15 protein-coding genes and 2 pseudogenes are annotated in these 20,856 nt (G+C 73.0%); 7 read left to right on the top strand and 10 right to left on the bottom strand.

Features of this window, described 5'->3' with window-relative positions; genetic code table 11:
• Window positions 1-329 precede the first annotated feature (329 nt).
• Together G3I53_RS05525 and G3I53_RS05520 are read left to right on the top strand one after the other, a co-directional pair.
• Entirely contained in the window at window positions 330-1,505 is a 1,176-nt protein-coding gene (locus tag G3I53_RS05525) for a C40 family peptidase (RefSeq protein WP_164336045.1), read from the top strand.
• Window positions 1,506-1,707: 202 nt separating this feature from the next.
• Complete coding sequence (locus tag G3I53_RS05520; RefSeq protein ID WP_164336043.1) at window positions 1,708-2,715, top strand: tellurite resistance/C4-dicarboxylate transporter family protein; 1,008 nt, start codon at window positions 1,708-1,710, stop codon at window positions 2,713-2,715.
• Here the strand turns inward: G3I53_RS05520 and G3I53_RS05515 are convergent.
• The 3 genes from G3I53_RS05515 to G3I53_RS05505 all read right to left on the bottom strand — a co-directional run bounded on the left by G3I53_RS05515 (window position 2,693) and on the right by G3I53_RS05505 (window position 5,557).
• Complete coding sequence (locus tag G3I53_RS05515; RefSeq protein ID WP_164336041.1) at window positions 2,693-3,046, bottom strand: hypothetical protein; 354 nt, start codon at window positions 3,044-3,046, stop codon at window positions 2,693-2,695. The two genes, G3I53_RS05520 and G3I53_RS05515, sit on opposite strands and share 23 nt — an antisense overlap.
• Before the next feature lie 481 nt (window positions 3,047-3,527).
• On the bottom strand, window positions 3,528-4,271 hold the full coding sequence (locus G3I53_RS05510) for a response regulator transcription factor (RefSeq protein WP_164336038.1): 744 nt from the start codon (window positions 4,269-4,271) through the stop codon (window positions 3,528-3,530).
• The gene (locus G3I53_RS05505; RefSeq protein WP_164336036.1) at window positions 4,268-5,557 is read right to left on the bottom strand and encodes an ATP-binding protein; all 1,290 of its coding nucleotides are present in this window, start codon (window positions 5,555-5,557) and stop codon (window positions 4,268-4,270) included. Before G3I53_RS05505 ends, G3I53_RS05510 begins: the two co-directional genes overlap by 4 nt.
• A 179-nt stretch (window positions 5,558-5,736) precedes the next feature.
• On the opposite strand from G3I53_RS05505, the gene G3I53_RS05500 reads away from it, so the two are divergent.
• Both G3I53_RS05500 and G3I53_RS05495 read left to right on the top strand, forming a co-directional pair.
• Window positions 5,737-7,236: a PspC domain-containing protein gene (locus G3I53_RS05500; protein WP_164438075.1), complete on the top strand. Its 1,500-nt coding sequence runs from the start codon at window positions 5,737-5,739 to the stop codon at window positions 7,234-7,236.
• Window positions 7,223-7,471, top strand: coding sequence for a hypothetical protein (locus tag G3I53_RS05495; RefSeq protein ID WP_164333085.1), 249 nt, complete (start codon window positions 7,223-7,225; stop codon window positions 7,469-7,471). Before G3I53_RS05500 ends, G3I53_RS05495 begins: the two co-directional genes overlap by 14 nt.
• 12 nt (window positions 7,472-7,483) lie before the next feature.
• Here the strand turns inward: G3I53_RS05495 and G3I53_RS05490 are convergent, their stop codons facing one another.
• The 3 genes and pseudogenes from G3I53_RS05490 to G3I53_RS05480 all read right to left on the bottom strand — a co-directional run bounded on the left by G3I53_RS05490 (window position 7,484) and on the right by G3I53_RS05480 (window position 10,907).
• Window positions 7,484-8,011, bottom strand: coding sequence for a DoxX family protein (locus G3I53_RS05490; RefSeq protein WP_203591586.1), 528 nt, complete (start codon window positions 8,009-8,011; stop codon window positions 7,484-7,486).
• A gap of 195 nt (window positions 8,012-8,206) precedes the next feature.
• Window positions 8,207-9,488 (bottom strand): annotated as a pseudogene (locus G3I53_RS05485) (hypothetical protein).
• Window positions 9,489-10,112: 624 nt separating this feature from the next.
• Window positions 10,113-10,907, bottom strand: a complete 795-nt coding sequence (locus tag G3I53_RS05480; protein ID WP_164333174.1) for a class II aldolase/adducin family protein — start codon at window positions 10,905-10,907, stop codon at window positions 10,113-10,115.
• Between the two features lie 148 nt (window positions 10,908-11,055).
• Here G3I53_RS05480 and G3I53_RS05475 point away from each other — a divergent pair, with 148 nt between their 5' ends.
• Window positions 11,056-11,529: a pyridoxamine 5'-phosphate oxidase family protein gene (locus tag G3I53_RS05475; RefSeq protein WP_164333173.1), complete on the top strand. Its 474-nt coding sequence runs from the start codon at window positions 11,056-11,058 to the stop codon at window positions 11,527-11,529.
• Window positions 11,530-11,541: 12 nt separating this feature from the next.
• Here the strand turns inward: G3I53_RS05475 and guaA are convergent, their stop codons facing one another.
• Window positions 11,542-13,122, bottom strand: coding sequence for a glutamine-hydrolyzing GMP synthase (gene guaA, locus G3I53_RS05470; protein WP_164333172.1), 1,581 nt, complete (start codon window positions 13,120-13,122; stop codon window positions 11,542-11,544).
• A 358-nt stretch (window positions 13,123-13,480) separates the two neighbouring features.
• Between guaA and G3I53_RS05465 the strand changes: the two genes are divergently transcribed.
• A complete protein-coding gene (locus tag G3I53_RS05465) occupies window positions 13,481-13,825 on the top strand; it encodes a chorismate mutase (RefSeq protein ID WP_164333171.1) in 345 nt (114 codons plus the stop codon).
• 815 nt (window positions 13,826-14,640) lie between these two features.
• Here the strand turns inward: G3I53_RS05465 and G3I53_RS05460 are convergent.
• The 3 genes from G3I53_RS05460 to G3I53_RS05450 form a co-directional block, all read right to left on the bottom strand.
• Window positions 14,641-16,467: a GMC family oxidoreductase gene (locus G3I53_RS05460; RefSeq protein ID WP_343240560.1), complete on the bottom strand. Its 1,827-nt coding sequence runs from the start codon at window positions 16,465-16,467 to the stop codon at window positions 14,641-14,643.
• Window positions 16,468-16,790: 323 nt separating this feature from the next.
• Window positions 16,791-18,404: a succinic semialdehyde dehydrogenase gene (locus tag G3I53_RS05455; protein WP_164333170.1), complete on the bottom strand. Its 1,614-nt coding sequence runs from the start codon at window positions 18,402-18,404 to the stop codon at window positions 16,791-16,793.
• A 253-nt stretch (window positions 18,405-18,657) separates the two neighbouring features.
• Window positions 18,658-20,478 (bottom strand): serine/threonine-protein kinase, encoded by a 1,821-nt coding sequence (locus G3I53_RS05450; protein WP_164333169.1) that lies wholly within the window; start codon window positions 20,476-20,478, stop codon window positions 18,658-18,660.
• A gap of 165 nt (window positions 20,479-20,643) precedes the next feature.
• On the opposite strand from G3I53_RS05450, the pseudogene G3I53_RS33185 reads away from it, so the two are divergent.
• A pseudogene (locus tag G3I53_RS33185) lies at window positions 20,644-20,856 on the top strand (hypothetical protein); the annotation flags it as partial.

The raw sequence follows: 20,856 nt of genomic DNA, 5'->3' as shown, positions 1-20,856 counted from the left end.
CGATCAGGTCACGAAAATGTATCGGGCATATCACCCATCAACCTTCACAAGGGCCACATCAGTTGGCTACGGTGCGGGCGGGCCGCTCGTCCCCCGCCGGCGAACCTCGCCGGGCCGTGCGGCCTCCGCCGAGTCCGTCACTGTCCGTCGTGGCAGCCGGAGCCGGGGAACCACCGAGACCATGGGGTGAATCGGCCCACTCCCTCGCGGAGCGGCCGTAGGGCAACCCTTCCGAAGCACCCGCCCGAACCCTCCCCGGGGCCCGCACGGCTCCGGGCGGGAGCCCCGCCGTTCCCCGCTGGGCGGAGTTCTGGAAGGAGTCGCCTCCCTTGGCGTCGCACCGCAAGTCGCGCACCCCCGGCACGCGCGTGGCAGGCATACGCACTCCCGCGCTGGCCACGGCCGCCCTCACCTCCGTGGCCCTGTTGTCGCAGACGGCCGACGCCGCCCCGGTGGACGACGGGAAGCCCAGCCTCGAAGAGGTCGAGAAGAAGGTCGGCGACCTCTACCGGCAGGCGGAGTCGGCGACGGAGAAGTACAACGCGGCCAAGGAGAAGACCGCCAAGCAGCGCGAACGCGCCGACGCCCTCCTCGACGACGTGGCCAAGCGCACCCAGAAGCTGAACGACGCGCGGGAGGAGCTGGGTTCCTACGCCGCCGCCCAGTACCGCACCGGCGCCGGCGTCCCCGACACGGCCACCTTCCTGCTCGCCGACTCCCCGCAGGACTTCTTCGACGGCAGCCGGCTGATGGACCGGATGACCGGCCGCCAGAAGGAAGCGGTCGACGACTACGTCACCCAGCAGTCCGAGACGATGAAGAAGCGCCAGGAGGCGACCGAGAGCCTGGCGACGCTCACCGAGACGCAGAACGACCTGAAGACGGCCAAGGCGACCGTCCAGCGCAAGCTGGCCGACGCGCGCGAGCTGATGTCGAAGCTGACCGCCGAGGAGAAGGCCCGGCTGGCGGCGATCGAGAAGAAGAAGCAGCAGGAGGCCGCCCGCAAGGCCGCCGAACTCGCCCAGCAGCAGGCCGAACGGCAGCAGGCCCAGGAGGACGCCCAGCAGGACGGCGGCGGCCAGGGCGGCACCTCCGGGTCCACCGGCTCCACGGCCACACCCCCCGCGTCGTCCGACACCGGCTACGCCACCAAGGCCGACAAGGCGCTCGCGTTCGCCCGCGGGCAGATCGGCAAGCCGTACGTCTGGGGCGCCACCGGCCCCGGCTCCTACGACTGCTCGGGGCTGACCCAGGCCGCCTGGAAGGCCGCCGGTGTCGCGCTCCCGCGCACCACCTACGACCAGGTCAAGGCCGGCACGACGGTCCCCCTGGCGCAGGCACAACCCGGTGACCTGGTCTTCTTCTACGACGACATCACCCACGTCGGCTTGTACATCGGCAACGGCAAGATGATCCACGCCCCGAAGCCGGGCACCTTCGTCCGCGAGGAGTCGGTGTACTACGACGGCGAGGGGTCCATCCACAGCGTGGTGCGCCCGGCCTGACGCCCCGGGGCCCGATCCCCCGGGGACCGCCGGCCGACGGCACCGCCCTGGCGGAGGCGCTGCAGATCGTCACCGCCGTGACGCCGAGCGCGTCCGCTACCGAGGGTGGGCGTGCACCGCCGGCGGCCGGGAGACGGGCGTTCGGGCGCCTCGCGCGCGCCCGGTGATCAGCGCGGGGGGGCGCTCTTCTAGCATTCCGCCCATGCGCCGCCCCTCTTCCTCCCCCGTCCGCGCCTGGTGGGCGCAGCGTTCCCCGGCGGCCGGAGCCGCCGTGATGGCCACCGGCATCGTGTCGGTGGCCCTGCACCTGGCGGGCTACGAGATCCTGTCGCGCATCACCCTGGTCCTGGCCTGCGCCGCGTGGCTGGGGCTGGCGGCGGAGTTCGTCCTGCGGCTGCTGCGGGAGCGCGAACGCTGGATCTCGGAGGCGGCGACACCGGGGGCGCTCACCGCCGTGGCCGCCACGACCGTGCTCGGCGCCGGGTTCGCGGCTCTGGACCTGCTCCGCCTGTCCGAGGCGCTGCTGGCGCTGGCCACGGTGCTCTGGCCGGTCCTGCTCGTCCTGGTGGTCAGCCGCTGGCGGCCGCGGATGCCCGGAGCGGTGTTCCTGTGCTGTGTGGCCACGGAGGGACTCGCCCTGCTCGGTGCCACGCTCGCCGCGGCGGAGTCGACGGCCTGGCTCGCGCGCCCCGCGATGGTGCTGTTCTGGTTCGGGCTGGTGCTCTACGTGCTCGCCCTGTTCCGCTTCGACTGGCGGCAGGTTTTCGAGGGGGCGGGGGACCACTGGGTCGCGGGCGGGGCGCTCGCCATCTCGGGGCTGGCCGGCTCGAAGCTGCTCGCCGCCGACAGTTCCCGGCTGTACCTGTGGAACGAGGACGACAGCGGTGTGCTGCGGTTCGTGACGCTGAGCCTGCTGGTGCTGGATCTCGCCTGGTACGTCGTCCTGCTGGCCGGTGAGATCGTGCGGCCCCGGCTCCGCTACGACACCCGGCGGTGGGCGACGGTGTTCCCCCTGGGGATGACGGCGGCGGCGACGCTGTCCGCGTCCGCCGCCGTGGGCGTCCCGTGGCTGGAGCACCTGGGACACGTACTGGTGTGGGTGGCGGTGGCCGCCTGGCTGGCGGTCGGCGCCGGGGCGCTGGGCTCCGCGCGGACCGCCTGGGCCGCCCTGCCCGTGCCGGAGAGGATCAGGTCCAGAGCACGGCGATGAAGATGTTCGCCGTCGTCAGCAGGCCGACCAGCCCGAACAGGCCCTTGTCCACCTTCTCGTCGTCCCGCTTCACGTAGACGAGTCCCAGGATCACGATCAGCAGGGCCAGCTTGATGCCGATCTTGATGTGGTTGACGGTGTGGTCCTGGGCCTCGTTGAGGCCGACCAGGATGACTCCGGTGACCAGCATCGTCAGCGCGCCGTGCAGCATGGCGGGGCTGAAGCGGGCGGTGCCCTCGCCCATCGCCTTCATCTGCGTGAGGAAACCGCCGAGGAGCGACGCGATGCCGATGATGTGCAGGCCGACGAAGAGGTGGATGAGTACGTCCATGAGGCCGGAGCCTAGCCAGGCCCTTCACGGCTCCCGGCACCGGGCCGGTGATGCCGGTACGGCAGCCGTCCCGGCCCCCGCGTCCGGAGCCCGGACCGATGCCCCCTGGGCCGCGGGCCGGCGGCCCCGCGGGAGCGCCATAGCATCCGGTTTCCCGCGCTCCCGGTGCCTTCCCCGCATCGGTCACCGGGCTCGGTGAAGGCGGCGGCGACGCGACGGGATCACGCTCGCATCCGGTCGTCGCCGGTCCACCCGCATCACTTCCGCGCAACCCGGGGACGGGCCCCCGGCACCGGGTCTAGCGTCCTTCCCCAGGTGACCGGCATCCCACCGCCGCCCGGACCAGGGGCGGCCGCCGGACACCACCGCCGAAGAAGGTCCGGCGGCGGCCCGCTCCCCCCTGTGCACACCGCCGCCGGACGCGCGGCGCACAGCCGTCCCAACCCGGGGCGGGGCCCGCGTCCCGGGCCGTGCCGGCGGGTCAGACCAGCCGGCGGGCCGTCGCCCAGCGGGTCAGCTCGTGCCGGTTGGACAGCTGCAGCTTGCGCAGCACCGCCGAGACGTGCGACTCCACCGTCTTCACGGAGATGAACAGCTGCTTGGCGATCTCCTTGTAGGCGTATCCGCGGGCGATCAGCCGCAGCACCTCCCGCTCCCGCTGGGTGAGCCGGTCGAGGTCCTCGTCAACGGGAGGGGCGTCGGTCGAGGCGAAGGCGTCCAGCACGAACCCGGCCAGGCGCGGCGAGAAGACGGCGTCGCCCTCCTGGACGCGGAAGATGGAGTCGACGAGGTCGGTGCCCGTGATCGTCTTGGTCACGTAGCCGCGGGCGCCGCCCCTGATCACCCCGATCACGTCCTCGGCCGCGTCCGACACCGACAGGGCGAGGAAACGGACCGGCTGCTCGGTGTCGCCCATCAAGGGGGCGCAACGACGCAGCACTTCCACCCCGCCACCGCCGGGCAGGTGCACGTCGAGCAACACCACCTCGGGCCGGGTGGCGGTGATCACGGTGACCGCCTGGTCGACGTCGGCGGCCTCGCCGACGACCTCGACACCGGTCTGCTCGGTCTGCCCGATCTCGGCCTGGACGCCGGTGCGGAACATGCGGTGGTCGTCGACCAGGACGACCCGCACGTGGCGTCGCCCGGCGGCGTCGGCCGGTGCCGCGGGTCCGGCCGCCTCCGCCGGTCCCGTCGGTCGGTTCGCCTCGGTCGGCTCGCTCATGACTTCTCCGCCCTCTCCATCTCCAGCTCGACCTCCGTGCCGCCGTCCGGCACCGCGCGCAGCCGCGCCGTGCCGCCGTTGCGCTCCATGCGGCCGATGATCGATTCTCTGACGCCCATGCGATCGGCGGGTATCGAGTCGAGGTCGAAGCCCGGGCCGCGGTCCCGGACGGACACGAACACCGTCTTCCCCTCGACCTCGGCGTAGACCTGCACGGCACCCCCCTCGCCACCGTACTTGGCGGCGTTCACCATCGCCTCGCGCGCGGCCTGCATCTGCGCGCCGATCCGCTCGTCGAGGGGGCAGTCGCCCACGACGACCACTTCGAGGGGGACGCCGTGCTGGTCCTCGACCTCGGCGGCGTTGCGCTTCACGGCCTCGGCGAGGGTGCTGGGCTCCTCGTCCTCGTCCTTGCCGTTGCCCTCCGGCTTGTAGAGCCAGGCGCGCAGGTCGCGCTCCTGTGCCCGGGCGAGGCGGCGCACCTCTCCGGGGCTCTCGGCGTTGCGCTGGATCAAAGTGAGGGTGTGCAGCACCGAGTCGTGGACGTGGGCGGCGACTTCGGCGCGCTCCTGGGCCCGGATCCGCATCAGCCGTTCCTCGGACAGGTCCTGGGTCATGCGCACGAGGTAGGGGCCGGCGAGCAGCGTGATCCCGACGAGGACGGCGAGGGCCGCCTGGAGCACCGCGCCGAGGTGGGCCCCGGAGCCCTGGAGCACGAAGATGCCGGAGACGCCCGCCGTCACCAGCAGCACACCGGCGCCGGCCCGCAGCAGGGTGACCGTGCGGCGGCGCCGCCCCACCTCCACCCAGCGGGCCCGCCGGGCGTTGTCGGCCTGCCGCCAGACGAGGGCGACGCCCGCCCCGACCAGGACGGTCGGCCAGAGATAGGCCCGGGCGCCGTTGGTGAGGTTCACGTTGCCGACGAAGACCATGGCCACGACGACCATGAGGAGCAGGGCGACGATCTGGCCCTTGTCGGGTCTGCGGGTGACGAGTCTGCGGCGGCCGTCCGGCGAGGTCTCGGTGGCGACCAGGGACGGGGGCCGCTGCGCGTCCACACCGCCGACGCCGAGGGGCACGAAGAACCAGAACGCGGCGTACAGCAGCGCGCCGAGCCCGTCGGCCGTGAACAGGCCGACGAAGACGAGCCGGACCCAGATCACGGGCAGCCCGAGGTGCCCGGCCAGCCCCCGCGCCACTCCGCCCAGCCAGCGACCGTCGCTGCTGCGGTAGAGCTTGCGCGGCGGCCGCGGCTCGACGACTGGCGCTGCTGCGGCTTCCGACATGTCAATGATGGTCACACGGGCCCCGCTGCCGGGGCATCAGGGTCGGTCCCTAAGACTCCCCTGATCTCCGGGACCGGCCCTCTCGAACACCGTCCGGGCGTCCGCTCGGGGTCGATATCAGGGTCGGACCAGGGTCGTCCCGACTGCCGTCCGGACGCCTCGCCCGTCACCATGGACGCATGACAGATCACCAGCACGCCGCGACGGGTCCGGGACCCGGCTCCGGCCCGCACCCCTCTCGGGGCGCCGGGCCGCAGGATGCCGCGTCCGCCGCGGATGCGTCCCGCGCGCACGGGCCCGCGGGTGCGCACGGCAGGGGCGGAAGGGAAGGACCGGCCGCCCCGCCGGGTGCCACGGCCGGGGAGACCGCCGCGTCCGCCGCCACCGGAGTGCCGCTCCCCGGGGACACCGAGCCGCCCCGCCGCTTCCGCCGCGACCGGGAGCACAAGCTGCTCGGCGGTGTCTGCGCCGGCCTCGGCCGGCACTGCGACATGGACCCGGTGATCTTCCGGATCACCCTCGCCGTGCTCTCCGCGACCGGCGGCATCGGCCTGATCTTCTACGGCTTCGCCTGGCTGTTCACCCCGTACGAGGGCGAGGAGGAGAACGAGGTCCGCAGGCTGCTGACCGGCCGGGTCGACGGCCACGCGCTGGCCGCCGTCCTCTTCGCCCTGGTCGGGTGCGGGGTCTTCCTCTCCATGCTCAACAACGGCGGGGTGCTGACCTTCGCCGTCATACTGGCCCTCCTGCTGGCCGGCGCGGGCTACTGGTCCCGGCAGCGGGGCGCGCCCGGCCCCGACCCGCTGGCCGCCCAGGCCGTCGCGGACGCCCCGCCGGAGCCCCAGGCGCCGCCGATCGTCACCACCTACCCCTCCTGGTGGCGTGAGCCCATCGTCAAGGACGGTCGGCACGTCGGCGGCACCGGCTACCTGTGGGGTCCGCGGGATTCGGGGGACCGGGACATCGCCACGGCTCTGTCGATCGTCCTCGCCCCCCGCCTCCACAAGGACGCCGGTGCTCCGGTGCCGCAGCCGCCGAAGCCGCGCGGCCCCCGCGGGATCGGCGGGTGGGTCTTCCTGTTCGCCCTGCTCGCGGCCGGTCTCGGCACGGGTCTGACGTGGCAGGGTCAGCCGCTCGGCACCAGTCTGCAGACGGGTCTGGCGGCCGCGCTCGCCGTGTTCGGTCTGGGTATCGCGCTGAGCGCGTTCCTGGGGCGCACGGGCGCGGGGTCGATCGTGCTGGCCGTCCTCACCGCGGGTCTGCTGACGGGAGCGGCCGCCCTGCCCGACGACATCGGGACGCAGTGGATGCGCACCACCTGGGAGCCCGCCTCGGTGGCACAGATACGCCCGGACTACGAGCTGGGCACCGGCACGGGCACCCTGGACCTGTCGGACATCGAGGTGCCGGAGGGGAAGACCGTGTCGACACGGGCGAACGTGGGGGTGGGCCGCGTGCACGTGATCGTGCCCGAGGGCGTGACGGTGCGGCTGAACGCCGAGGTGGGCCTGGGCGACATCCAGCTCCCCGGTGAGGGGAAGGGGGACGTCGACGTGGCTCCGGGCAAGCACAAGGAGGTGACCCTGGACCCGCCCGCGGGCGTGGAGAAGGGGGGCACGCTGGATCTGGAGCTCCATGTCGGTGCCGGACAGGCGGAGGTGAGCCGTGCTGCATCATGAGTTCCAGCCGGGCAAGCTGGTCGCCGGCGCGGCCCTGATCGCGGCCGCCGTGCTCTTCCTGGGGGACGCGGGCGACGCGTGGGAGACACCCTGGTTCGTCCTGTTCCCCGTGGTGGGCGGCGGCCTGTGCCTGGCGGGCGCGGTGGCGCTCGTGACCGGCCGGATACGCCGACGCAGACGTCCGGCCCGCACGGGCGGGTCCGGCGGGCCGGGCGGGGCGTTCACCCGCGGGTGACCGGCCCGTGGGTCAGCGGTAGTCCCCCGTGCGGCGCCGTCGCCGGGCCCGTAGGGCGGCGTCCAGGGAGAGGACGGGCGCGCCCGCCAGCACCAGCGGGATCCAGGCCATGAGGTAGGGCAGGTCGTTGCCGTAGTAGTACGGGTCGGACGCCCAGCTCACGGTCAGCCACAGACTCAGTGAGATCAGCGCACCGCCCAGCGCGGCGAGGCGGGTGAGGAGACCGACGAGGACGCCGAGGCCGACGGCCAGTTCCCCGAAGGCGATGGCGTAGCCGAAGCCCACAGGGTTCTTCAGGGACAGGTCGATCAGGGCGGGGATGGCGGAGGAGTCGCGAACGGCACGCATCATGTCGCCGATCGAGCCGGCGCCCGAGTCCTTCAGGAAGGCGCTGTCCGTGAGCTTGTCGAGCCCGGCGTAGACGAAGGTGACGCCCAGGAAGATCCGGAGGGGGAGAAGCGCGTACCGGGTGGCTGTGTCCCGCCAGTCGCCGCCGCCCGGATGGGAGGAGTACGTGTCCGTGCGCATACTGTGAGTCATCGCTACCCGCCGCCTCTCGCCGCCTGCCGAGACCCCCTCAACAGACCATACGTACGACAATCCACCACGGCTCAATCATGACCGCCCGGTATTGCGGGCGATCAACAGCAAACCGACAGGTACGCGGGGTCCGGGCCGGGCCGAGGCGGGGGCCGGTCGCTGCCGAGGCCGGGCCGGTCGGTGCCGAGGCCGGGCCTAGTCGGTCACGTCGATGGCGTAGCGGTTCGTCTCGACGCCCGCGGCCGTCACGACCTGGACCTCCACCCGGCCGGGCTCCACCTCCGCCGGCACCGGCACGGTCAGCAGGGTGTCCGTCGGATTGTCGAAGCCGCCCGCGACGGGCACCAGCGGCACGTGCACGTTCACCGCGCCGACGCGGACGACCATCCGGGACAGCCGCTCGGCGCCCTGCGCCCCCGGCGGCACGAAGCCGGTGCCGCGGATCTCGATGTCGTCCCCGGTCCGGATCGGTGCGTCCAGATCCCCGGCCTCGCGGGCCCGCACCACCGAGAGGATCACCGGCCGCCCGACCTCGGCGTACTTCCCGGCGAGATAGGTCGCGGCGGAGACCAGCACCACGGCCGCGAGCCCCCACGGCAGGTCGGGCAACTGGTCGGGGCGGCGGGCCAGCCGCACCGCGGCGAAGGCGAGGGCGACGGCGCTGATCACCACGTACTGGATGTCCGCGAAGCTGCCGCGTCCCGCGTCGTCGGTCAGCAGATCGGCCGCCCGGGGCCGGTCCGCACGCACCTTCTGCAGTCGCTGCCCCAGGACCCGGAGACCCACCACCCGCCGCACCAGCACGGCGATGCCGCACACCACGGCGAGGACGGTCACCACACCCGCCCCACGGGCCAGTTCGAGTCCCGCGATCAGCGCGTCGCGCTCCGCCGGGCCGGACGCGGCCGCCAGCCGCCCCACCAGGACCAGGACCGCGTAGGCGAGGAACAGCACCCAGGCGGCCGCCACCGCACGGGACGTGGAGAGACGGTTGTCCTCGCCGATCACCGGGGCCAGCGCTCCCCCCGCGCGCCCGGTGGAACCACGAGGCGGCGGTGACCGCGCCCGCCACGACCACGGCGGCCAGCAGCCCGGCCGAACGCGCGCTGGTCCAGCCCGCGCCGATCGCCGTGAGCGCCTGGACCAGGAGCAGCGCCACGACCCCGGCCCAGACCGTCACAGCCGTCCGCTGCCACAGCCGCGCCAGCCAGGCGGTGCCCTCGGCGCGGCTGCGCTCGGCCACCAGTTCCGCGGCCTGGGTCAGCTCCTCCGAGACCCACTGCCGGGACGCCGACGCCGAGTGCGCCACCGCGGCCGGCAGTCCCTGGCCGGCGGCGAACTCGTCCCGCCGCAGCAGGAACGCGGCGACCGCGCGCCGGTGCCCCTCCCGGGCCCCGTGCGGGCAGTCCCCGCAGGTACAGCCGCCCTCGTGCGCGCCGGGGTCTACGCCGCCCTGTCTCGCCTCCTGCACCGCCACGCCCGAAGCCCGCCTCTCCCGCACCGCGTTCCCACGCCATCCTGCCGCCCGGGGCAACTCCCCCGCGACGACAGCGAATTGTGCCCTACCTCGCGCCCTCCTGGTCCGGCAGGTGTGGTCAGCACGGGTGAATTCCGAGGCGCCGCGTTGACCCTGCTGGCAGGTCGCCCCCCCCCCGTCGTCCGACAGGGAAAGCACCGGTGCCCCCGGAAACGCGAGCGGGCAGGCAGGCGCTCGGCCGGCAGGCAGGCCGGGGGCTCGGGCACGGTGAATCGAACACGGCGACTTGGGCCAGGGGTCTCGGGCCCGTGGACTCGGGCGCAGCCCGCTCGCCCAGCAGGTCGGAGCGCCGAGGGCCGGATCGGGATCGTTCGTGCGGCCAGGGCGGGCTCAGGATCGGCCCGCTGCCCGGCAGGCCGAGGCCCGGCCGACTCGCCCGGCAGCCGCGAACCCGCCCGCCCTCGGCCTTGGCGCGGACCAGCCCATCCGCCTTCGCGGCGCGGACCCGACCGCGCACCGTCGTGGCGTCGACCCGCCCCCCGCCGCGGCGCGGTCCCGCCTCCGCTAGGCCGTGTCTTTCGGATCACTCCGACTCGGATCGAGGGGTGATCCGAAGGACACGGCCTAGTCCAGCAGGTCCGGCTCGCTGCGGCTGATGTCCTGCCACAGCGGCTGGTAGTTGATCCAGGCCACCAGGTCCCCGCCGACCTGTTCCCGGGTGGCCACCGCCTGCCGGTGGTCGATCAGGACCGGCCGGCCCGCCGCCTGGGCGGTGAGCTGGACCTGGGCGGAGCGTTCCATCGACAGGAACCACCAGGCCGCCGCGTCCACCGAGTCGCCCACGGTCAGCATGCCGTGGTTGCGCAGCACGAGTGCCTTGTGGGAGCCGAGCACCGCCGCGATGCGCCGCCCCTCCTCCACGTTGACGGTGACGCCGGTGTAGGCGTCGTAGAGCGCCACGTCCTCGTAGAAGGCGCAGCTCTCCTGGGTGAGCGGCTGCAGCAGGTCGCCGAGGGCGGCGAGGGCGCGGCCGTGCACGGAGTGGCAGTGGGCGACGGCGACGACGTCGGGCCGGGCCGCGTGCACCTGGGCGTGGACGGTGAAGGCGGCCTGGTTCACGTGGTGTCCGCCCTCGACGACCTGGCCGTCCCGGTTGGCGAGGACCAGGTCGCTCACGCTGACGTGGCGGAAGGGCATGCCGAACGGATTGACCCAGAAGCAGTCGCTGAACTCGGGGTCGCGTGCGGTGATGTGCCCCGAGACACCGTCCTCGAAGCCGAGCCGGCCGAACAGCCGGAGCGCGCCCGCCAGCCGTTCCTTGCGGTGCCGGCGCTCGTCCTCGACGGACTCGTGCATCGGCGGCATGGCGAACCGCAGCTTCTCGGTGGGCAGCGGCGAGGGCGGGGTGGGCCCGTCCATGAGTCCTCCCGCGGGGGGTGTGCGTACGGGGCGGAAGTTACCGTCGGGGCGCCCCGGACGACAGATCTGTGCCGTAAAGATGCGGCGCGCGGCGTAATCCGGAGGAAACCCGACAGGAGCTGTCGGGTTTCCGGGGCACGCTGACGGCATGACAACGAACTGGGAGGCTTTCGCCACCGCCGAACCCGGCCTCGCGAGGACCGTCGAGGAACGCTTCGGTGCCCACACCCATCACGTCCTGGCCACGCTGCGCAAGGACGGCTCGCCCCGCACCAGCGGGCTGGAGGTGCGGTTCCTCGGCGGCGAACTGTGGCTGGGCATGATGCCCGGCTCGCTCAAGGCGCTCGACCTGCGCCGGGACCCCCGTTTCGCGCTCCAGGCGAATCCCGGGGAGGGCACCACCATGGGCGGCGGTGACGTCCGGGTGGCCGGCCGGGCGATCGAGGTCGAGGACGCCGCGGCCAGGGCCGCGTACGCCGAAGAGGTGGAACCGCCGGAGCCGTTCCACCTCTTCCGCACCGAACTGACGGAGGTCGTACGGACCTACGTGGAGGACGAGAAGTACCTCGTCGTGCAGGTCTGGAAGCCCGGAGCGCCGGTGCGCACGCTCAAACGGACCTGAGCCCGTGGGGGCTCACTCCCACTCGATGGTCCCCGGCGGCTTGGAGGTGATGTCCAGGACGACCCGGTTGACGTCCCGCACCTCGTTGGTGATGCGGGTGGAGATCTTCCCGAGGACGTCGTAGGGCAGCCGCGACCAGTCGGCGGTCATGGCGTCCTCGGAGGACACCGGGCGCAGGACGATCGGGTGGCCGTAGGTCCGGCCGTCGCCCTGGACGCCGACGCTGCGGACGTCCGCGAGCAGGACCACCGGGCACTGCCAGATGTCACGGTCGAGACCGGCCGCGGTGAGCTCCTCGCGGGCGATGGCGTCGGCCTCGCGCAGGAGGTCGAGCCGCTCCTTGGTGACCTCGCCGACGATCCGGATGCCGAGGCCGGGACCGGGGAACGGCTGACGCTGGACGATCTCGTCGGGCAGGCCGAGTTCCTGGCCGACCATCCGCACCTCGTCCTTGAAGAGCTGGCGCAGCGGTTCGATCAGCTTGAACTCGAGGTCCTCGGGCAGCCCGCCCACGTTGTGGTGGGACTTGATGTTGGCGGTGCCGGTGCCGCCGCCGGACTCCACGACGTCCGGGTACAGGGTGCCCTGGACGAGGAACTCCACGGCCGGGCCCTCGTCGGCGATGATCTCGGCCTGGGCCTGCTCGAAGACCCGGATGAACTCGCGGCCGATGATCTTCCGCTTCTCCTCGGGGTCGGACACGCCCTGGAGCGCGGTGAGGAACCGCTCGCTCGCGTCGACCACCTTCAGCTGGACGCCGGTGGCGGCCACGAAGTCCTTCTCGACCTGCTCGGTCTCGCCCTTGCGCATCAGGCCGTGGTCGACGTAGACGCAGGTCAGCTGGGATCCGATGGCCTTCTGCACGAGGGCGGCGGCGACCGCGGAGTCCACGCCGCCGGACAGGCCGCAGATGGCCCGCTTGTCGCCGACCAGCTCGCGGATGGCGGCGACCTGCTCCTCGATGACGTTGCCGGTGGTCCAGTCGGGGGTCAGGCCCGCACCCCGGTACAGGAAGTGCTCCAGCACCTGCTGGCCGTGCGTGGAGTGCATCACCTCGGGGTGGTACTGGACGCCGTAGAGCTTCTTCTCGTCGTTCTCGAACGCGGCGACGGGCACGACGTCCGTGGAGGCGGTGACGGTGAAGCCCTCGGGGGCGGCGGAGCAGGCGTCGCCGTGGGACATCCACACCGCCTGCTCGGCCGGGGTGCCCTCGAAGAGGGTGGAGGACACCTTGGAGACGTGCAGCTCCGTGCGGCCGTACTCGCGGGCACCGGTGTTGTCCACCTGCCCGCCGAGGGTCTGGGCCATCAGCTGGAAGCCGTAGCACATGCCGAAGACCGGGACGCCGGCCTCGAACAGCGCCGGGTCGACGGTCGGGGCACCGTTCTCGTACACGGACGAGGGGCCCCCGGAGAGGATGATCGCCGCGGGGTTCTTGGCGATGATCTCCTCGACCGGCATGGTGCTCGGCACGATCTCGCTGTAGACCCGCGCCTCGCGGACGCGACGGGCGATGAGCTGGGCGTACTGCGCGCCGAAGTCGACGACCAGGACGGTGTCGGGCGCGTGGGCAGCGGGAGTCGCTGAGGACACGAGGTGCCTTCCGGCGGTGGGGCGGGAGCTTGTGCCTCCCGATTCTACCGGGGGAAGCCGACCGGGCCGTCCGCCCCCGTCAGCCCCCGTCGGCTCCTGTCCGTCCCCGTCAGCTCCCGTCTCACCATCCGGTCCGGGTTGGACGCGCGCCCGGGGCGCGGCATACTTGCCCCCATGCTCACGCACCCGGCCTTCCTCTTTACCTATGGCAACCGGCCCACCGGCTGCCATGGTCGTGCTGCTTGAGCCACTGACAAGCGACTTCCCAGGCGCCCCGGGCCGACAAGGCCCGGGGCGTCTGCGTTCGTCGGGGCCTTGCCGCTCCGGGGCACCGCATCCCGTCCAGCGAGGAGCCCCGATGACCACCACTGCCACCCCCGCCGCCGTCCCTGCCGCCTCCGCCGCCGCCGACGGCCCGGCCGCCGTGTCCCCGGAGCGGACCGGCGCCCGCACCGCCGAGGCCGCCGAACTGATCACCGGTGCCCGGGAGCGGATCGACGCGTTGGACGACCGGATCATCGGCCTGGTCCAGGAGCGGATCGCCGTGTCGGCCGTCATCCAGCAGGAACGGATCGCCTCGGGCGGGCGGCGTGTGAACCTGTCCCGCGAGATGGAGGTCCTCGCCCACTACCGGGACGCCCTGGGCCGGCCGGGCACCGCCCTGGCGATGACGCTGCTGGAGCTGTGCCGGGGCAGGATCTGACGTTCCCGGCACAGACGTACGCATGGTTCTCACCCGTACGGCGCGTGACCGCCGCCCCGGACGCTTCGTTGGAACCGGTGTCCGTGCCAGCCAGGGGCGGGCCCGAAAGAACCACGCGTGGCTCGCCGGAGCGATGAGACGTACGGATCGTGCCGTGCGTCGTGGGACCTCGCTCCGGACAAGTGACCGGACGGCAGGGGACAGCAGCCCGGTCACCCAAGAGAACGGTCGGCTCCGGGGACGCCCGGGGCCGACCGGCGGAAATCACCCGAGTCCGGGTCGAAAGGTTGCGGAGGCGGCGCACGTCGAGCACGATGCGTACAAGCCCAAGTCCCCCCGCAGACAACTGCATTGCCCTGCGCCGGCGCACCACCGCCGGACCGCCGGAGGTCACCGGCCGACGCGCGCATCCGCCGGATCCGGCCACCGGCGGCGGTGACAGGGCGTTCGAGACCAGCGGCGCTACCCCCCGGCGCCGCTCCCAGGCACCGGCGCAGCCCTGACGCCGGTGCTGACGAAAGGAAGGGCCCCGCGGCTCCGCCCCGCGGGGCCCTTCGCCTGCCCGGACACCGGGCGCACTGCCGGCCCCGGAAGAGAGCGACCGTCGGCACGGACCCGCCCTTCGAGTGATCCACGTCACACAGAATTTCGTGATTGACGGGACAACCATCCACCGGGCTCAGCGATCAAACCCACCGAAAGCCACAGGCCCGTCAGCGGCCGTCGGAGGACCTGCGCTCGGAGGGGGGCGCAGGTCCTCACCTTTTTCCGGCCGTCCGTCCCGCGGGAACGGGTCAGCGCCGTCCAGCACGCCGTCACTTCTTCGGCGGCACCGCGGGGATCCCCAGGAACGGCAGCTTCAGCGCACCGAACGCGTCCGCCGGCACCGCCGGGGACTTCGGCTCGACCGGCTGCAGACGCCGGTAGGCCTCCCCCTGCCCGGGGCGCGGGTCCGCCTCGCCCTTGTTGGGCCAGTAGGACATCGCCCGCTCGGCCTGGGCGGTGATGGTGAGCGACGGGTTCACACCCAGGTTCGCCGAGACCGCGGCCCCGTCCACCACGGAGATGCCGGGGTGGCCGTGGAGACGGTGGTACGGGTCGATCACGCCGGTGTCCGGCGAGGCACCGATCGGGCAGCCGCCCAGGAAGTGGGCGGTGAGCGGCATGCCGGTCAGCTCGCCCACGTTGGAGCCCGCGAAGCCGTTGATCTCGGCCGCCAGCGCGGACGCGCCCTCGGTGGCCGCCTTGATCTGCTTGGGGTTGGGCGCACCGTGCCCCTGGCGGGCGGTGAGCAGCCCCTTGCCGACACCCGACGGTTTGAGCTTCGTCGTCAGGGAGTTGTCCAGCGACTGCATGACCAGGGCGATGATGGTCCGCTCCGACCAGCGCCGGTTGGACAGCGAACGCACCATCAGCAGGGGATGCCGGGCGGCGTTGCCGAGCCAGCCCAGCACCCGGGCGGCGCCCGAGCCGCTGCGCGCGTACGGCACCTGGAGGATGGACAGGGCGCCCATCGAGTTGGAGCCGTAGCCGTAGCGGACGGGCTCGATGTGGGTGTTCTCGTCGGGGTGGATCGAGGACGTGATGGCCACCCCGCGGGTGAAGTCGGCCCGCGGCGCGCCCGTCGCCTTGCGGTAGCGGCGGTTGTCGGTCTGGGCGCCGACCAGGGCCTCGGAGTTGGTGCGGGTCAGTTCGCCCAGCTTGTCCGAGAGGTGCGGCAGCCGCCCTGCCGCCTTCATGCGGTGCAGCAGCGTCTGGGTGCCGTAGGTGCCCGCGGCGAGGACCACCCGGCGGGCCCGGAAGGTCCGGCCGCGCCCCTTGCGGCGGTTGTCGGTCGGCACGGTGGTCACGGCGAAGCCGCCGCGCGGGTCCTCCGTCACCGCCGTGACCGTCGTCATGGGGTGGACGACCGCGCCCGCCTTCTCGGCGAGGTGGAGGTAGTTCTCGTTCAGGGTGTTCTTCGCGCCGTGCCGGCAGCCGGTCATGCACTCGCCGCACTCGGCGCAGGCCCGCCGCGAGGGGCCCGCCCCGCCGAAGTACGGGTCGGGCACCTCCTGGCCCGGTGCGGCCTTCGCGGTCCCGTCGGCGTCCTCGCCGTCGCCGAAGAAGACACCGACCGGTGCCATGTGGAAGGTGTCGCCCACACCCATCCGCTCGGCCGCCGCCTTCAGGTGGACGTCGGAGGGGGTCATCGTCCGGTTCAGGCGGACCCCGAGCATGCGCCGGGCCTGGTCGTAGTAGGGCTTCAGCTCCTCCTGCCAGTCGGTGATGTCCCGCCACTGCGGGTCCTCGAAGAAGGGCTTGGGCGGCACGTACAGGGTGTTGGCGTAGTTGAGGGAGCCGCCGCCCACCCCCGCGCCGGCCAGCACCATGACGTTGCCCAGCAGGTGGATGCGCTGAATGCCGTACATGCCCAGCCTGGGGGCCCACAGGTAGTTCTTCAGGTCCCAGGAGTTCTTCGGCAGGGTCTCGCGGGTGAAGCGGCGGCCCGCCTCCAGGACACCGACGCGGTACCCCTTCTCGGTCAGGCGCAGCGCCGAGACCGACCCGCCGAAGCCGGAGCCGACCACGACGACGTCGTAGTCGTAGGCCGCGTCGTCCGTCGCGGCGGCCTCGTCCGTCACGGTGGCCTCGTCCGTCACGGTGGCCTCGTCCGTCACGGTGGCCTCGTCCGTCACGGTGGCCTCGTCCGTCACGGTGGCCTCGTCCGTCACGGTGTCGTCGGCTGTCTCGGTCCCGCCGGCCGTCGCGCTGTCTCCGTCCTTCGTGGCGCTGTCGGCCGCTGCGGGTGCGTCCGGGGCAGGGGCGTCCTGCGCGGGCTCGTCCGTCACGGGCGCGTCCGGGGCGGGGGCGTCCTGCGCGGTGTCAGCGGGCCCGGGGGCGGAGTTGTCCTGTGACACGTGCTCTCCTCGTCGAAAGCCGGCCGGAGCATGAGCCCTGCGCCGGAAGTGGTGCGGGTACGGGCTCAGCGGAAACGGAACGCCTTCATCAGGCGCAGGCTCCGGCTCATGAACGCCGCGTACTGCGCGTCGTCCATGCCGAGCGAGGGCGCCATCGGCAGCAGCCGCTGGTGGGCGACGGTCTGGGACTCCGTGTACTTGAGGATGCCCTCCGAGCCGTGCCGCCGGCCGAGCCCGGAGTCCTTCATGCCGCCCATCGGCGACTGCACACTGCCGTACGCGGACGCGTACCCCTCGTTGATGTTGACGGTCCCGGTGCGCAGCCGCGCGGCGATGTCCCGGCCGCGCCGGGGGTTCTTCGTCCAGACCGAGGAGTTCAGGCCGTACGGAGTGGAGTTGACGTGCTCCACCGCCTCGTCGTCGGTGCGGAAGCGGTAGACCGAGACGACCGGGCCGAAGGTCTCCTCGCCGCACAGGCTCATGCTGTCGGTGACGCCCTCGAGGATCGTGGGCTCGTAGAAGAACGGGCCGGCGTCGGGACGGGCCACCCCGCCCGCGACGACGGTCGCTCCCTGGGCGACGGCGTCGTCCACGTGCCGGGTCACCGTTTCCAACTGCTGGCCGCTGACCAGCGAGCCCATGTCCGCGCCGTAGGCCAGCGCGCTGCCCAGCCGCATCGCGCGCGTGCGGGCGGCGAAGCGCTCGAGGAAGGCGTCGGCGATCGACTCGTGGACGTAGAGCCGCTCGATGGAGATGCACAGCTGGCCCGCGGAGGAGAAGCAGGCACGGACGGCACCGGCCGCGGCCTTCTCGATGTCGGCGTCCTCCAGGACCACCATGGCGTTCTTGCCGCCCAGCTCGAGCGACACCCCCACCAGCCGGTCGGCGGCGACCGTGGCGACCTCCCGGCCGGTGCGGGTGGAGCCGGTGAAGGAGACGTAGTCGCCGCGCTTGACGACCTCCGGGCCGACGACCGGACCGGTGCCGAGGACGGCCTGGAGCACGTCCGCGGGCAGCCCGGCCTCGATCAGCAGGTCACGGGCCCACAGCGCGGTCAGGCAGGACTCGGTGTCGGGCTTCATGACCACCGCGTTGCCGGCCACCAGGGCGGGCAGCGCGTCGCCGACGGACAGTTCGAGGGGGTAGTTCCAGGGAACGATCTGACCGATCACGCCGCGCGGATGACGCAGTTCGGTGACCTTGGTCAGCGCCGGCACGGCTCCCGCGTGGCGCCTGGGCCGCAGGTACGCGGCGGCCCGGCGGCCGTAGTGGCGGGCGGCGACGGCGACCGCCTGCACCTCCTCGTGGGCGTGCAGCCGGGCCTTGCCGGTCTCCAGCTGGATGAGGTCGAGCACCTCGGCCTGGCGCTCCAGCACCAGGTCGTGGAAGCGCAGCAGGACAGCGGCGCGCTGCCGGACCGGCGTCAGCGCCCAGGCGGCCTGGGCGGTGCGGGCCGCCTCGAACGCCAGCGCGACGTCCTCGGGTGTCGACTCGGGCAGGTCGGCCAGCTTCTCGCCGGTGAACGGGGTGTGGTTGGCGGTGCGCCCCGAGCCGACGACGCCCTTGGTGAGCCGGGCCACCAGCTCCGGCGTGACCACGTCGGCGGCGGTGCGGACACCCTCGGGGGCGGGGGCGAGGGGATTGGTGCCGGTCGTTTCCCGGGTCTGCGCGTCGGTCATGTGCCGCAGGGTATGCCGGGGCGCACGCTTTGTGTACCCGTCGGTAACAGATTCACCGACCGCTCACACCGCGCCAGTGATTGCTGGCAACAAACGCCCTGATCAGGGCATTGGCAGCGGCCGAAGGCCCGTCGCACACGGCAGGATCTCAACTCGGTCACGGAACCTCCCGACCGGCCGCCGGGGTGCGGCCGGTGCGGGGCCAGTGCCGGGCCCCGCACCGGGCGGCGGGCGCCGCGAGCCCGCCGCCGCGTCAGAGCTTGTCGACCTCGAGGTTGTCGATCACCGTCTTGGCGACCTCCCGCCCCCGCTCCGTGAAGTCGCCCTTGCCCGGATAGCTGACCGTGAGCTTGTACATGTCGCCCGCGGAGGACCGGTAGTAGAAGATCCGCAGCTCGCGGGGACGGGGGTTCTGGCTGTCGTCGGTGGAGTAGACGATGGTGTTCTCGGCGGCCTTCCTGCCCTTGTACGTGAGGTTGGGCCGGGGGTCGGTCTTCGGTCCCGACGGCATGTTCAGGTCGTAGCTGCCGCGGTCCTTGAACTTGGCGTCGTCGTCGTACATCTCCGCGTCCGCGGAGCCCGCGATGTTGTTGCCGGTGTCCTCGGCCTTCTTGTCCAGGTTGAGGCCGACCCAGACGCTGCCGCTCCAGTCGGTGTATCTGACCCAGTGGTCCGTGTCCCTGGACTTCTCGTCCGGCACGGAACGCTGGTAGTCCTGCGGGACCGCCAGGCTCACCGCCAGGTCCTTCTCCTCCCGCGTCTTCCAGCCGTCCGGGAGCGGGCCCGCGAAGGGGTCCGCGATCACCAGGTACGCGGCCACCGCACCGGCGACGACCGCCGCTCCCAGCCCGATCAGGGTCTTGCGGCCCAGCCGGACGCCCTTCCCTCCGGAGCCGGGGACGGGCACCTGCACGACCTGGGTGGGGGGCGGCGGCGCCGGCGGGTTCGCGGCCGCCTCCAGCAGGGCCCGCACCCGGGCGGCGTTGGGCCGTCGGGACGGGTCCTTGTCCAGCAGCGCGGTGATGACCTCGGCCAGCGGCCCCTGGGCGGTGGCCGGCGCGGCCGGGGTCGCGTTGAGGACCGACTGGAGCGTGGCCGGCGTGTTGCTGCGGCGGAACGGCGACACGCCCTCCGTCGCCGCGTACAGCACCACACCGAGCGACCACAGGTCGGAGGCGGGGCCGGGGCGCTGGCCCAGCACCCGTTCCGGCGCGATGTACTCGGGCGAGCCGACGAAGCCGCCGGTGTCGGTGAGGTTGGTCTCGCCCTCGATCTGGGCGATGCCGAAATCGGTGAGGACGACCCGGTCGTGCCGGCCGAGCATCACGTTGTCCGGCTTGACGTCCCGATGCAGGATGCCCGCCGCGTGTGCCGCCTCCAGGGCGCCGAGCACCTCCAGGCCGACCCGGGCCGCCTCCCGCGGGGAGAGGGTTCCCTCCTCCTGGAGCACCGCGCCCAGCGAACGGCCCTGGACCAGCTCCATCACGATCCACGGCTGCCCGTCGACGACCGCGACGTCGTGGACGTTGACGACCGCCGGGTGGTCGAGCCGGGCCGCGGCCCGCGCCTCGCGGCGCATCCGCTCGAACGCGTTGGCACGTTCGCGGTCGGGAAGGTGGTCGGGAACGCGCGGCTCCTTGACGGCGACCTCCCGGTCGACCGTCTCGTCCTTGGCCCGCCACACGGTGCCCATGCCGCCGTGCCCCAGCTTGCCCAGCAGCCGGTACCGGCCGGCGATGACCCGCCCCGTGCCCGGCTCGTGCGACGCCCCGGACGAGGGCGGCGGTGCCTGCTGCGCGGAGCGGGGATCACCCGGCGCGGCCCCGGGGGCGCCCGGTGCGGGGACGGGGGCGCCCGGTGCGGGGACGGGCGGGTGTTCCTGCGAGGGCAGCGGCGGGTGCTCCTGGGCCCGGGCCCCCGACCCGTCGTGACCGTGGGACGGGACCACCTGGGTCGGCGCCGCGTACGGGTTGCCGGGGTGCGGCACGGCCGCGGGCGGCTGCGGACTCGGCGGTTGCAGATCAAAACTGGTCGCGTCGTCGGCGCCGTGGCGGGGTCCCCCGTTGCTGCTCATGGGTCCATCCATATCGCGCCATGCCCTGACCGATCCACCGGGGGCCCCGTCCGGTCACAGACCCGTGACCCGGCACGCGGCTTATCTCCCTTCTATACGGAACGGGCCGCCGAATGCGGGCAACTGGGCCCCTGCACCGGACACCACCGCGCGGGTCAGGACGGGGTGGGTCGTCACGACGCGGAGGCGGACGCGGTGGACGGCGGCGACTGTCCGGCCACGGGAGGCCGACCTGCGGGGCCGGCGGCCGGGTCCGCCGTACCCGGCACCGGACTCGCGGTCGTAGCGGGTGTGGTGCGGGCGCGGGCGTCGGGCGTCGTGCCCGCCGGGGCGGCCGGGGTGGTGCGCGCCGGCGTCCCCGGGGTGCTGTCCGGGTGG

Origin of the sequence: Streptomyces sp. SID14436, assembly GCF_010548465.1 — a bacterium.
GTDB lineage: Bacteria > Actinomycetota > Actinomycetes > Streptomycetales > Streptomycetaceae > Streptomyces.
The sequence above is the reverse complement of the archived record's forward strand: the minus strand, read 5'-3'. Positions and strand labels throughout refer to the sequence as shown.